Raw genomic sequence first — 14,960 nt, forward strand, 5'->3', positions numbered from 1 at the left:
ATTCAGTCATCAAATCGATGTTGATAGCTCTCAACTGCTGTGTATGATAAAAGTGATAGAAAGTTTGGTATGTACAGGTGTAGCGTGTAAGATTGCTTATACAGTTTGAGACAGTTCAGTATTTATGCGCATGATAATATTGATTGATTTTTGACTATATATAAGTATTTAATGATGCATAAAATATAAGAATAAAACACAGCATTTATAGGTCATAACAGATTCGAGCATTTCTAATTCTGATGAATTACCCAATACTATTAACTTCAAATAACTAGGTACATATGATGAAAAAACAACCAGCACAGTGGTTACTCAGTGCAGCATCAGTGGGCATCGCCGGTATTATTTTAACTCAAAGCTACGGTACTGCAGTGGCCGAGACCAATACGGGAAGTTTCGTTCAGACCCCTGAGCAAAAGGTCACCACCCGTCAAGTAGCCGCTTTGCTGGATCGCAGTCATTATCTTAATCAGCCTTTAGATAGTAAGACTGGTAGTGAAATTCTATCAATGTATATTGATAGCCTTGACCCAAACCATACGTTGTTTTTGCAATCCGATGTTGATGAGCTGAAGAAAAAGCACGCTGAAGACTTTGGTGCTCGCCTAAAACAAGGTGATCTATCTGCAGGGGTAGAGGTGTTTGATCGTTACCGCAAACGCTCAAATGAGTACTTTGCGATGGCCACCAAGATGCTCAAAACAGATATTGATTTGACAGGTAACGACACAATCATTCTTGATCGCGAAAAACTCGGCCATTTTAAAACCAAAAAAGAGCAGCGCGATTACTGGGAACGTCAGCTAAAGTTCCAGTTGATGAGCATTACCCTCGGTCAAGAAGACGAAAAAGCCAAAGAGAAAGTATTTTTAAGCAATCCAGATATCACACGTGGGCAAGACTTGGTACGTAACGATGAGCGTACACCAAATGAGATTTTGCAAAATCGTTTGTCGCGTCAACAAGAGCAGTTTAAGCGTCTTAAAGATGATGAAATCATGGAAACCATCTTAAATACGGCGATGCTCACTTATGATCCACACAGTAATTATTATGCACCGATTCAAGCGACCGAACTCCAAATCCAGTCTAGTCTTCAGTTAGAAGGCATAGGTGTCTCTATTCGTCCAGATCGCAAAAATCCCGACTATACTCGTATTGTGACCTTAGTCGATGGTGGTCCAGCCGCCAAGTCGGGTCAGATTAAGCCCAATGACTTGATCGTCGGTATCGCAAAAGATGGCGAAACCATGACGGACGTGGTTGGCTGGTCAACGCGTGAAATTGTCAGCTTGATTCGCGGTAAACGCGGTACCTCGGTCACACTGAAATTACGTCAACCTAACACGCCAGATGCTAGCGCCCGTACGGTCACGGTAGTACGAGACATCATTCAGCAAGAAGAGTCAGGCGTCACTCAGCGAGTGGTAGAAGTGCAGCGTCCTAATATTGATAAGACACCAAAGCGTATTGGAGTACTTGAGATACCGAGCTTTTATCTAAACTATCGTGCGCGCCGTAATGGTGAAGACTACCGTAGCGTTAGTATCGATACTGAAAAAGCGCTAAAAGAGCTGAATAAACAAAATATCGATGGCCTAGTGGTTGATTTGCGCAATAACCCTGGTGGCTCATTAGATGAAGTTGCCAAGATGCTAGGTTTCTTTATCAAGAGTGGACCACTGGTACAGATTCGTGATAATCGCGGCAATATTCAAGTATACCGTGACAACGATGGTGGCGAGCAGCTATATGATGGCAAGATGGCGGTCATTACCAATTTAGCATCCGCCTCAGCCAGTGAAATTTTTGCCGCTGCTATTCAAGACTATGGTCGCGGATTAGTGGTTGGTAGTACGACAACTGGTAAAGGCTCTGCGCAGATCCAGCTTGATAGCTTAGCTTTAGGCTCTGCTACCTTGACTCAGCGTAAATTTTATCGTGTCACTGGCGGTAGTACACAGAATAAAGGTGTCGTACCAGACGTTGAGCTAGTCAATATCTATGATGATGCAACCTTTGGCGAGCGCGCTCAGAAAAAAGCATTGCCTTGGGACACTATCAGAACGGCGCCGTACAAGCCTGAAGGGAAGTTTACCAGTGATACATTGGCGACGCTCAATCAACAGTCTAAGATTCGCCAACAAAAAGACCCGCAGTTTACTTATCTGTCGACGCTAAATGATATTCGTAACATGGATGATGAAAAGAAACCTGTTCGATTAGATATCAATAGTCGCCGAGCTAAAATGCAGCTAATTGAGAAACGCTCATTAGAAGCAGAAAACAAGCGCCTTATCGCAACTGGCGAGCGTCCATACTCTAACTGGAATACTTATCAAGCAGCGATGGATGCAAAATTTGAAGAACGTAGCCGTATGAAAGCAGCTGAACGTCCAGAATTACCAGAGGATGAAGCGTTTATCAATGAGGCAGCTTACTTGATGCTTAGCGCTGAACCTAAGACAATGCTTAGCCCTGAAGAGAAGCTATAATGTGAAGTTATTATAACGTTACGTAATCTATGTAAGCATATGCTTACATAGATTGACGTTTAGACCTCTTACCAACGAAGGGTCAATCTGCGACTATAACTGTACGGCACGATTGAACGAAACGGTTCATTGATACTAGGGATTGGTATCTTAAAGGTCGCACTAGGGATAAGTAGTTTGCTGATTAAGGATGATAAGGCTGGATGCCTGTCAGTTATGAGATGCCCCGGGATTAGGTATCACGTAACGCTAACATGGATGGTTGGTAATAAAAGCCGCATGACGCTTGTCGTTATGCGGCTTTGTTACGTCTGGAGACTAGTAATTTTTGTGGCGGATTTTCTAAGTAGATAGTATTTAAATTGAGCAGCACTGTATACGGAATTAGTAGTCAGTTCATAGATGAGCACATCTACATTAATTCAAAACTTACCATGAGATAAGCATAAAAAAGGCCAGTAACCTTATCGGCTACTGACCTTTTAGATTAGAGAATAAATTTAATAACTTATCATCTAACTATTTTCACTATACTCTAAAAGAGATTAGTGCTCAACGCCACCTGCACCATGTACATGGCCATGGTTTAGTTCGTCTTCAGTTGCTGCACGTACTTCTTGGATTTCAACATCAAATGTCAAACGCTTACCAGCCAATGGATGGTTTGCATCAACAGTCACTTCTTGATCGTTCACAGCAGTCACAGTAACCAACATTACTTGGCCGCCAGCTTCTGACTGGAACTGCATACCAGGCTGAATGTCATCAACGCCTTGGAAGTTGTCACGTGGTACATGCTGTACTGCTTGCTCTTGGTATTCGCCGTAGCCATCAGCAGGTTCAACGACTGCATTAACTTTTTCGCCAGCAGATTTACCTTCTAATTGTGCTTCTAGGCCTGGGATAATGTTGCTGTGACCATGTAGATAAGCAAGTGGCTGACCTTCTGGTGACTGGTCAAGGATATTGCCTTCGTCGTCTTTTAGTGTGTAATTGAATTTGACGGCAGTGTCTTTTGCGATAGTAGTCATAAAATATCCTAAATATATCTATGTAAAAAATTAAATACGGTTGCAATAAACCTAAAAAAGCCAATCTGCAAGCCAAAAGGCCACGTCATTAGTCAATTATCATCAGTTTATTAAAGTAACTTTAGCAGTTAGCATCTTTAATTGAGATGGCCCACATAACTTTCAAGGCAAAAAACATAAAAAATGCCAATTAATGCCACAATTTACAATAATAACTGCTATTTTCTATAGCTAATGCATAGCTATTGGCTATTCATGGTTTAGGAGTTGCTTTTTTAGAGCAGGACTTCTAGCATAATTATAAAAATAAGGACGAGAGATACGATGACTGCATTTGCCAATACCACTACTAAACAACCAGCGAGCAATGTTTCAACCAATCATGATGATACTAAGGCTAAAACGATAGTTGATATAAGCTATCAATTTGATTTTGCCCGTTTCTACGAGCATTTGGTCGATGTATCCCTGAGCTTTACAGTAGTATCCGACGCTCCGCAGCTTTGGTTACCAGCGTGGATACCAGGCAGTTATCTGATGCGCGAGTTTGCCCGAAACATCACTGCGGTACATTATCAAATAGTAGGGGCTCAAACAGCGGATAGTAACAAGCAACCAGCGACTTATCGCGCGCAAAAAATTGACAAAAACACATGGCAGCTGCCAGCGGCGCAAGCAGGGCAGAGGGTCATCGTCGAGTACGAAGTCTATTGCTATGATTTATCCGTGCGTACGGCCTACGTCGATCAGCAACGACTTTACGGTAATTTCACCTCACTTGCGCTCGCCGTCGAAGGGCAAGAGCAATCACCTGTTCACGTTAGCTTGATTGTGCCTAATACATTTTTTGCAGACAAAGAAAGTAGCAAAGTACTGTTGGCTTGTGGGTTGGACGCTACGCACCTGCAAGTTGATCAGCAGCAAAAAGGCCGTCAGCAAACGAATAGTCAGCACATTTATAAGTTACAGGCAGCCAATTATCACGAGCTGATTGACTATCCATTCGAAATCGCGGAACAAGAAAATTTTGATTTTATTATTCATGATAATGAGCATCAGACGCTACATCATAGCTTTTACCTGTCAGGTAAGCAGAGTGCCAATCTAGGTCGATTGCAGCAGGATATTACTCAGATTTGTCAGACCTATGTAGATTGGTTAGGCGATGCGCCATTTGATGATTATACCTTTATGACCTTTGCCAGCGGTCAAGATTATGGTGGGCTTGAGCATATCAACTCTACTAGCCTTATTACCCCGCGCAATGACTTGCCAAATGCCAATGAACCAAAGTTACCAAGTACAGATTATCAGCGGTTTTTAGGCTTATGCAGTCATGAGTATTTTCATTCATGGTGGGTGAAGACGGTACGTCCTGATGTCATGATTGATGTCGATTTGCGCCGTGAGGCATTTACGCCATTACTTTGGGTATTCGAAGGGTTTACGTCTTATATCGATGATTTTATGTTGCAAGCATCTGGTGTAATCGATAAAGCCAATTATCTGCGTCTCCTAGCCGAGCAAATCAATCGCTATTATCAGACCCCAGGGCGTGGTAATCAAAGTGTAGCAGAATCAAGTTTTGATGCTTGGATTAAGCTGTATCGTACCGATGAAAATACAGGCAACGCAGGTATCAGCTACTATAATAAAGGCGCGTTGGTAGCTCTATGTCTGGATCTAATCTTACTCAAAAATAGTGATGGTCGTTATCGTTTGTTTGATGTGGTCAAAGCTTTTTATACTCAAGCTAAGCAGAACGACAGTAAGCGGATTGGTATCAATAGTGCTGACATGGGCTCAGTCATTGAGCAGTTTATGCCGCTAGCAGAATGGGAGAATTTTGAACGCCGTTATGTCAACGGGGTAGAAGAGCTGCCAATTGAAGCGTTGCTAGTTGCAAATGGTGTCAAAATACAGGCGAATACTAAAGAAACGGCTGACAAGCATGTGCCTTGGGGTATGCGATGTAACGAAACGCCAGCTGGGCTCAAAGTCAAACGTGTGATGCGAGATAGTATTGCGGCTAAAGCTGGTATTTCAGCACATGACGTTATTATCGCGATTGACGGCATCAAAGCGGATACGAAACAGCTTACCGCCTTGGTTAATATAGCGCATCCTGTTGAATGTTATTTATTCCGTCGTGATGAGCTGATGTGTGTTCAGGTTCAACCCGAACCGACAACCAAAGTTAAGTCGCGAGATGAGACAATTAGCATGACTGGAGCAGTACCTCCTCATAAAGTAAGCCTACGCTTAGCAAAAGAAGATAAGACGCTAGACAATGATAATGAGCAATTAAAAGGTGAGGCAGGTTGGGAGACATGGCTTAATGTTATGAAGCGATAGCCTCAATGCTATATAAAATACCTTTCCATACGAAAAACCCTTCCATATAAAAAACCCTCTTCCGAGCAATACTGTTTAGAAGAGGGTTTTTTTAAATCACTTTTAATATTGTAGATATATCCAAGCAACTTAAATGCTCGATAGGTCAGAGGTTGGCGAGAAGATATACATTTACTGCTCTTTAGCTCTGTTGTCTAGATTATCTGGGTTATCTGGATTCTTATTATCGGTAGTTTTAGGATCAATATTTTCATCTACAGAGCTATCGTCTTCGTTGCTACTTGCAGCCTCAAGCGCAGCAATCCAATTTTTCATCATATCAATTTCAGTTTGCTGGGTATCAATGATGTCTTGCGCCAACTGACGCATCTCTTCATCTGTCCCATATTCAAGCTGAACTTTTGCCATGTCAACAGCGGCAATATGATGCGGTAGCATGCCGCGTGCAAATGCCATATCAGGCACGGGATCAGACACACCCAAAGTCATTTCGCCATGCATATTTTCCATGCTCTTAGCATATGCTTGCTGCATTGCCACAGTATTTGGCTTAGGTTTGGCAGCATCAGGATGGCTAGCCAACCACTTGTTTAAGACATCGATTTCAGCTTGCTGGGCCGTAATGACATCTTGAGCAAGTTGGCGCATCGCTTCATCAGTACCATACTTGAGCTCTATTTTTGCCATCTCTACCGCGCCGCGATGATGTCCCAACATGCCTTTAGCAAAAGCGGTATCGGGATCGTTATACCTCATCCCAATCATCATCTCGTCATGCATTCTAGTCATCGATCTCGTATAGTCTCTGAGCATATCGCTCATTTGAGACTCATCACTGACACTGCTATCGCTATCATTTGTTAGAGTATCATCTGCCATACCGTCATGCTCAGCATGTGGCATATCAGTCACGGGCGGTGAGGTTTCTTCCGCAGGATTTGATTGGTTGTCCTCAGTCGTTGGCTGACAGGCGCTCAATACAAGCGCCGCAGAAATGCTAGTGACCAACGAAAGAAAACGACGAGAAGCAATCATGACATATCCCTATTGCGAAAAAACCAAACGATAAATGGATAATACCTATTATACATAATCAATTACGTGCTGAATGTTAGCAGATAAACCTTACCCATTCGAGACACTATGTTTAACAGGTCGTAATATATTAGTGTCAGAGCTTTATATTAGGGGCTAAACAGCTAAATAGCCAAACAGTGTGAACTAATCAACAATATATAAACTTAAAACTATCTAAACTAGCTAGAAATACCTAGCTGACGACAGTGTTCGCTAGTTAGATGAACGCGTACAAACTCTCCAACAGCTAACTCACCTAGCTCAAATCCTGCCACTGACCAACGTATCAAACGCAGACAAGGCAGACCGACATGCGCTGTCATACGTCTAACTTGGCGATTTTTACCTTCATATATTGTCAGCATTAGCCATGAGTCCGGTACGCTTTTACGCTCACGTATTGGCGGATTGCGCTGCCAGAGTACCATCGGTAGCTCATTTTCACTGACGTGTTTGACCTCAGCAGGTAGCGTTTTACCATCTTTTAAAACCACGCCACGTTTGAGCTTATTGAGTTGCTCAGCAGTAGGGGTTCCTTCTACTTGCACTAAATAAGTTTTACCTTGTTTGCGCCCTGCATTGGCTTTTGGCGGATGAGTAATTGCTTTATTAACTCGACCATCATCGGTCAAAATCAGCAAGCCCTCTGAAGTAGCATCTAACCGACCAGCAACTCGCAAAGCCTTATCGGTAAAGTATTGCGATAGGGTGGTGTGGTCGTTGTTACTATCATCTCTAAACTGACTTTGCACGCCGTAAGGCTTATTGAATAAGATGAGACTAGAAGTAGACATAAAAAGGTGTTTCCTAGTTTTTGATGGACAATGAATCATTGTAGCGTATGTTTTGTGATGCAGAGCTAGTATTAAGCAACAAGACTAAAGGCGATATATTTAATGTGCTGTATGCCACATGACCTGCTACAAAAGTAGGACAGCGCTTGTATGAATTTGCTGTTATCCTAAATCCGCATTCTGATAGTGGTATTTATATTCTTAATAGAGAAATATCTACTATCTGTAAGCGGCAATCCTTGTTTGGGTCTCTATTTTAATTTTTTTAGCTTCGAGCTATTTTTCATATTGTTCAAATCAATGCCGCAAGTGTCGTACTCATCAAAGCCTTGCTTAGCCGATAAGCGCCCAAAGCGTTACCACTATAATAAAACGGTTAGCATAACAAAGTGTTAAGTTCGCTTGCGACGTCCAACATACAACCAAGGAGTATCATCGATATCATATGATAAGGTTATCGTGCCAAGAGACGGCGAAAAAGTGACCGTAAACGCAGATCTAACATTAAATGTTCCCAACCATCCGATTATTCCGTTTGTGGAAGGTGATGGGATCGGTGTAGATATCACGCCTGTCATGATAAAAGTAGTCAATGCAGCGGTTGATAAAGCGTATCACGGCAAGAAGTCTATCATTTGGATGGAGACTTATCTTGGTGAAAAAGCAGCGAAAGTATATGACGGCGACTATTTGCCAAGCGAGACGCTAGAGATTCTAAAAGACTACGTCATTAGTATCAAGGGTCCATTGACCACACCAGTGGGTGGTGGCTTTAGCTCGTTAAACGTCGCAGTACGCCAAAACCTTGACTTGTATGTCTGTCAACGCCCAGTACGCTGGTTTGAGGGCGTGCCAAGTCCAGTACAGCATCCAGAGCTGACCAATATGGTTATCTTCCGTGAAAACACAGAAGACATCTACACGGGTATCGAGTGGAAAGCGGGCAGCGATGATGCCAAAAAAGTTATCAATTTCTGAAGAGATGAGATGGGTGTGACCAGTATTCGCTTCCCTGAAGACTGCGGCATCGGTATCAAGCCTGTCTCAAAAGAAGGCTCTCAGCGCTTAGTACGCAAAGCGATTCAGCATGCCATTGATAATGATTTGCCAAATGTGACCCTAGTGCATAAAGGCAATATCATGAAGTTTACTGAAGGCGCATTCAAGGATTGGGGCTATGAGCTAGCGGCAGAGCGTTTTGGTGCAGAGTTATTAGATGGCGGTCCATGGATGACTATGAAAAATCCAAAAACAGGTAATGATATTATTATTAAAGACGTCATCGCTGATGCGTTTTTGCAGCAGATTTTGATGCGTCCCGCAGACTATTCTGTAGTAGCAACGCTTAATCTAAACGGTGACTATATCTCTGATGCATTGGCGGCTGAAGTAGGCGGTATTGGTATCGCGCCTGGTGCAAACAAAGGCGGCGCGATCGCTGTTTATGAAGCGACGCACGGTACTGCGCCCAAGTACGCTGGTCAGAATAAAGTAAATCCAGGCTCATTGATATTGTCTGCTGAGATGATGCTTCGTGATATGGGTTGGACGGAAGCAGCTGATCTTGTCATTAGCGGTATCCAAGGTGCGATTGCCAATAAAACAGTCACATATGATTTTGAGCGTCTGATGCCAGATGCTACCTTACTGAGTACTTCTGAGTTTGGTAAGGCGATTATTAAGCATATGGAAGCCTAAGACTACTTCAGCTCTCAGCATTCTATTTTATTACTATGTATTAAAAGCCACCTATTTATATAGGCGGCTTTTATTATTTCACTCTTTATAAAGATTTTAGAAAACATAAAAAAACACCTCAATGTTCTAAGACGGTTGAGGTGTTTTTTACTAAGACTTAAACTCGCATAATCGCTTCTGGGTATAAAAACCAAAAGAGATTAGGCTTAATTGTTTAAGAGCAGTTGCTTAAAATTATAGCGATGCCAATGTCTCGTTAAACAAAGCGCTTGGACGCATTGCTTTCTTAGCCAATTCTTCATCAGCATAGTAGTAGCCTTTAATGTCTACTGGCTTGCCTTGAGCTTGGTTAAGTTCTTTAACGATGGCTGCTTCGTTCTCTTTTAGCTTTTGCGCGAATGGTGTAAATTGCGCTTTTAGCTCGCTATCTTTATCTTGCGCTGCAAGCTCTTCTGCCCAGTACATTGCTAGATAGAAGTGGCTACCACGGTTGTCGAGCTCGCCAGTTTTACGTGATGGCGACTTATCGTTTAGTAGCAGTTTCTCTGTTGCTGTATCTAGCGTGTCTGCCAAGATTTGAGCTTTAGCATTGTTGTCGTTGTTTGCTAGATGCTCCAAAGATACCGTCAAGGCCAAGAACTCACCAAGTGAATCCCAACGTAGATGGTTCTCTTCTGTCAGCTGCTGAACGTGCTTCGGTGCAGAACCACCAGCGCCAGTTTCAAACAAACCGCCGCCTTTCATTAGTGGTACAACTGATAGCATCTTGGCACTGGTACCTAGCTCTAGGATAGGGAACAAGTCAGTTAGGTAATCGCGTAGGATGTTACCGGTCGCAGAGATAGTATCTAGACCACGAGCAACGCGCTCTAGCGTATAACGCATCGCACGAACCTGAGACATAATCTCGATATGTAAGCCAGTAGTATCATGATCTTTTAGATAGGTTCTAACTTTTTTGATTAGCTCGTTCTCATGTGGACGGTAAGGGTCTAACCAGAAAATTACAGGTGTATCTGATTCACGAGCACGGCGTACGGCAAGTTTTACCCAGTCTTGGATAGGCTCATCTTTAACCTGACACATGCGCCAGATATCACCTTTCTCAACACGTTTTTCGAGTAATACTTCATCAGTGTCAATATCGACGATACGTGCAATACCAGCATCGCTAGACTCAAAAGTCTTGTCGTGCGAGCCATACTCTTCAGCTTTTTGAGCCATTAGGCCAACGTTAGGAACGGTGCCCATTGTTTTTGGATCAAAGTTACCATGCCATTTACAGAAGTTAATCATTTCTTGGTAAATGCGGGCAAAGGTAGACTCTGGCATCACTGCTTTACAGTCATACATTTTGCCATCAGCGCCCCACATTTTACCACCTGAACGAATCATCGCTGGCATAGAAGCATCAACGATTACATCACTTGGTGAATGGAAGTTGGTGATACCTTTTGAAGAGTCAACCATCGCCAGACGTGGGCGATGCTCTTGACACGCATGTAAATCACGCTCAATCTCTTCACGCTTTGAAGCTGGTAGCGTTGAGATCTTGTCATATAGATCTGCCATACCGTTGTTGACGTTGATACCTAGCTCGTCAAAGAATGCACCATGTTTTTCAAAGGCTTCTTTGTAGTAGATTCTAACCGCATGCCCAAAGACGATAGGATGCGAGACCTTCATCATGGTTGCTTTTACGTGCAATGAGAACAAGATACCAGCTTCGCGGCAATCTTCCATTTCACGCTCATAAAACTCTAATAATGCCTTTTTGCTCATGACCATCAGATCGATGACTTCTTTATCAAGCAAAGCAATTTTAGGCTTTAATACTTTTTGAGTACCGTCATCAAGTAACAACTCCATACGTACTGTACGAGCTTTATCTAATGTCATAGATTGCTCGCCATCGTAGAAGTCGCCGCCATGCATGTGTGATACGTGCGTGCTTGACCATTGCTTCCACTCACCCATAGAGTGTGGATGCTTGCGTGCATAGTTTTTAACTGCTTTAGGAGCGCGGCGATCTGAGTTACCTTCACGCAGTACTGGGTTCACTGAACTGCCTAAGCTTTTGCCATAGCGCTTGCGCAGCTCTTTTTCTTCGTCAGTTTGTGGGTCTTCTGGGAAGTTAGGGATGGCATAGCCTTTGCTCTGTAGCTCTTTGATAGCAGCTTTTAACTGCTGTACAGAAGCACTGATGTTTGGCAGTTTAATGATGTTGGTATTTGGATCTTGAGTCAGACGACCTAGCTCAGCTAAGTTGTCAGGAACACGTTGCTCTTCGGTCAAGTATTCAGGGAATTCGGCCAATATACGCGCTGCAACAGAGATGTCGCTGGTTTCAACTTCAACGCCTGCCGTTTTAGTGAATGCTTCGACAATAGGTAAGAACGACAGAGTCGCCAGCGCTGGGGCTTCGTCAGTTTTTGTATAAATAATTTTTGACATTTTAGTTAGATCTTCCTTTAGGCTGTAGTTAATAATAAAGCTCAAATATAGTGTTGAATATGCGTCAATGATACTATGCAATAATCCATGATATGGTTAGAACAAGTACTTCATATGTAGCTTCTTAGAAATTTTTAAGACAGGTCAGACATTTTCTTTTAATAATATTCATGAAAAAAGCATTTAAAGGCAACACGTTAACGGTCGGTGCAAAACTGCCTAAAAGTGAATCACTGACGCTACATTATAATCAATCCACTATAAATCCGATAGGATGTCAATCGTATACCATGAACTAAGTATACTGTTTTAGCTCGTATCCTATGGTTTCGAATTATACTAAGCTAATAACAACCTTATTCTACCAGTCATCGGCTTCGATATCATCTTTTCCATACAACTACTGTTTTTTCATGACGTTTTATATTGATCTTACTGCCCATGAGCGCATTCTTACAAACCACCCGCGTTATCGTTGGTGGTTTTCTATTGGGTGCGGATAAGTTTTTGCAAATTGTGACAGCAATGACGTAAAAATTTGCTAGTCTAGGTCATCAATAGATTGGTTATCGATAAATATATCGCGATTATAATAGTGACGGTGAATATGAGTTTAGAGTATGCGCTGATTAATGATACCAGCTGGCAGAGCCAAACAGAGTGGCAGACGCCAGATACCCCTTTTATGTCATTCAAATTTTGGCAAGCGTTGGCTGATACCGGTGCCATTGGTGAGCAGGCGGGATGGTTACCGATATTTATCTTGGTCCACCGTGTCGCTGATGCTACTAATAGTGCCGATAGTGAAGATAACACCGATACCTTAGTAGATGACGCGGTAGAAAATGCATTGCAGCCTGTGGCTGTCATGCCAGTATTTATAAAAGGTCATCATCGCGGTGAGTTTGTATTTGATCATGCATGGGCTGAAGCTTATGCACGCTATGGCGTTGATTATTATCCGCGATTGGTCACTAGCGCACCGTATACACCGATTACTGGTCAGAGAGTTTGGTTGGCCAAAGGTGAAACCTTAAATGAAGATATTCTCAAAACAGCCATCGCAGGTATCGATGATATCGCTCAACAAGTGGGCGCCTCAAGCTGGCATGGACTGTTTGTGACACCAGAGCTTGCCTCTATCGCCACCACCTCTATGCCAACTGAAATTGATGTAGAGCATGCGATAGCGGCTCAAGAAAGCGGCGTAGAATCAGCTGCTATTGAGCTACCGATATTTGAGCGTCAAGGCTGCCAGTTCTTATGGCAAAACAAAGACTTGCTTAATGACAGTAAGCCATTTGCAGATTTTGATGCGTTTTTGATGACCTTAAAAGCCAAAAAGCGTAAAACCATTCGGGCTGAGCGCCGTAAAGTTGCCGAGCAAGGCATTATTTGCCAGCGAAAATGCGGCGATGCTATTAGCGATGCTGATTGGAAGGCTTTTTATCACTGTTATGTGATGACCTATGCAGTACGCGGACAGCAGCCTTATTTGACGATAGATTTTTTTATGGCATTGGCAGTGAGCATGCCTGAGCATATAATGCTTGCACAAGCACTCGACGCCAGTGGTGAGATTATCGCGAGTAGTTTGTTCTTATATGACAGACCTGATAGCGACAAGGCTGATGGTGACAATGTTGGTGGTGACAATGTTGGTGGTGACAATGTTGGTGGCGATAATAATGCCACCTTATATGGTCGTTACTGGGGTGCGCTCGGTGAATATGACAGCTTGCATTTTGAGCTGTGTTATTACCAAGGTATCGAGTTTGCTATTGAGCAAGGATTGATATCTTTTGATCCTGGTACGCAAGGCGAGCATAAGCTAGTACGTGGTTTTGTCCCAACGACGACACATTCTATCCACCGTATCTATGATCCGCGTTTTGTACCGGCGATTGGCGATTTTTGTGCTAGAGATCGTGAGCATATGGCGCAGTATCGTCAGCAAGCCTTTGACGCACTACCATTTAATGCCGATAATATGCCTCAGTTTGATGGTAATAAGTGATTGGCTTAACGTGCCCAGTAATAGCGAATTTGCAACCTTCCCCTATCTATATGTCCAACATTAGCTGTTAATTATGTCTAACAATCAATTGTCTTGTCCTGCCCACTTATCAGCTCCTACTGAGCTCTTGCCATGGCTCAATGCTGAAGGTTCTCTGACTGCGATGCTTGAGGTAAAAGCGGGTCAGCCGCTACGTGTCGAGCGTAGCTTTGAGGGTTATCGCTCATTGTCATTGGCACAAAAACGACAGTTGGGTGTACGAGGCGCTATGCTAAATCGTCCGATGCTGGCGTGGGTACGCGAGGCGCAGCTATATGGTAATGATGAGCAACCATGGGTCGAGGCACAGAGTATCTTTCCGTTACCCAGTCTCAAAGGGCGCGCCCGTCGTCTGCAACAGTTAAAAGGTACGCCCATCGGATATGTGTTGTTTAAGCGCAGTCGCACCTTGCCCAATCAGCGCTTTATCCAACACACGGGCGCAGGCTGGCAACGACAAACACGTTATGATTGGTATGGGCGCACGCTACTGATTAGCGAAACGTTTTTAGCTTCATTTTTAAAATGAGCACACTCGTAGTATATAGTCAGACCAATATGAAAAAGATACAGCGGGACTGGGATAAGTTTTTTGCAGCCTCTGTCGGCGCAGGCACAGCAAGCCAGAAAAATTTATACCAGTTTCGCGTTATTAAACAATGTGTCAGTTTTATTTAGTATCGACTATAAGTTAGGATATTAATAAAAATATTGTTTTAACCGTATGGGTGAGCCGCCAGTAAATACTTTATTTTATTGGCTATTTATCTGCGTGATATAGCCATTTAAATTGCTCAGCTTGCTGTGAGGTTTTTTTGCGCTCGCAGTACAAATTTTCATGTTACACTTAATCTTTAGCGATGATATCGATGCATTTATATGTCGAATTTATTGCCTATAATGGACGAGTTAATAACAAGGCCAATTGCCTTTGCTTGCCTATTTTACCTCCTTTTACTACTCGCTTCTTTTTCATAAACACTACCATTAACGATAG

At 42.9% G+C, this 14,960-nt stretch carries 8 protein-coding genes and 1 pseudogene; 5 read left to right on the forward strand and 4 right to left on the reverse strand.

Annotation, left to right across the window (positions count from 1 at the left end):
- Positions 1-287: 287 nt before the first annotated feature.
- Positions 288-2,498, forward strand: a complete 2,211-nt coding sequence (locus ACQKCG_RS10495; protein ID WP_101205548.1) for a carboxy terminal-processing peptidase — start codon at positions 288-290, stop codon at positions 2,496-2,498.
- A gap of 545 nt (positions 2,499-3,043) precedes the next feature.
- Here ACQKCG_RS10495 and ACQKCG_RS10500 read toward each other — a convergent pair.
- On the reverse strand, positions 3,044-3,529 hold the full coding sequence (locus tag ACQKCG_RS10500; RefSeq protein ID WP_057758283.1) for an FKBP-type peptidyl-prolyl cis-trans isomerase: 486 nt from the start codon (positions 3,527-3,529) through the stop codon (positions 3,044-3,046).
- Positions 3,530-3,853: 324 nt separating this feature from the next.
- Between ACQKCG_RS10500 and ACQKCG_RS10505 the strand changes: the two genes are divergently transcribed.
- A complete protein-coding gene (locus ACQKCG_RS10505) occupies positions 3,854-5,884 on the forward strand; it encodes a M61 family metallopeptidase (protein WP_134292590.1) in 2,031 nt (676 codons plus the stop codon).
- Between the two features lie 171 nt (positions 5,885-6,055).
- Here ACQKCG_RS10505 and copM read toward each other — a convergent pair whose 3' ends face one another.
- Positions 6,056-6,919: a CopM family metallochaperone gene (gene copM / locus ACQKCG_RS10510; protein ID WP_101205550.1), complete on the reverse strand. Its 864-nt coding sequence runs from the start codon at positions 6,917-6,919 to the stop codon at positions 6,056-6,058.
- A gap of 221 nt (positions 6,920-7,140) precedes the next feature.
- Complete coding sequence (locus tag ACQKCG_RS10515; protein WP_101205551.1) at positions 7,141-7,755, reverse strand: pseudouridine synthase; 615 nt, start codon at positions 7,753-7,755, stop codon at positions 7,141-7,143.
- A 438-nt stretch (positions 7,756-8,193) separates the two neighbouring features.
- On the opposite strand from ACQKCG_RS10515, the pseudogene icd reads away from it, so the two are divergent.
- A pseudogene (gene icd / locus ACQKCG_RS10520) lies at positions 8,194-9,453 on the forward strand (NADP-dependent isocitrate dehydrogenase).
- Positions 9,454-9,687: 234 nt separating this feature from the next.
- Here icd and ACQKCG_RS10525 read toward each other — a convergent pair.
- Entirely contained in the window at positions 9,688-11,907 is a 2,220-nt protein-coding gene (locus ACQKCG_RS10525) for an NADP-dependent isocitrate dehydrogenase (RefSeq protein ID WP_101205552.1), read from the reverse strand.
- A 607-nt stretch (positions 11,908-12,514) separates the two neighbouring features.
- Here ACQKCG_RS10525 and ACQKCG_RS10530 point away from each other — a divergent pair.
- Positions 12,515-13,924 carry a GNAT family N-acetyltransferase gene (locus ACQKCG_RS10530; RefSeq protein WP_134292589.1) on the forward strand — a complete coding sequence of 470 codons (1,410 nt, stop codon included), beginning with the start codon at positions 12,515-12,517 and terminating at the stop codon, positions 13,922-13,924.
- A 73-nt stretch (positions 13,925-13,997) separates the two neighbouring features.
- Positions 13,998-14,492 carry a chorismate--pyruvate lyase family protein gene (locus ACQKCG_RS10535; protein WP_101205554.1) on the forward strand — a complete coding sequence of 165 codons (495 nt, stop codon included), beginning with the start codon at positions 13,998-14,000 and terminating at the stop codon, positions 14,490-14,492.
- The last annotated feature ends 468 nt before the right edge of the window (positions 14,493-14,960 follow it).

Source organism: Psychrobacter sp. NPDC078929, assembly GCF_050267985.1.
In the GTDB taxonomy this organism is placed as follows: Bacteria; Pseudomonadota; Gammaproteobacteria; order Pseudomonadales; family Moraxellaceae; genus Psychrobacter.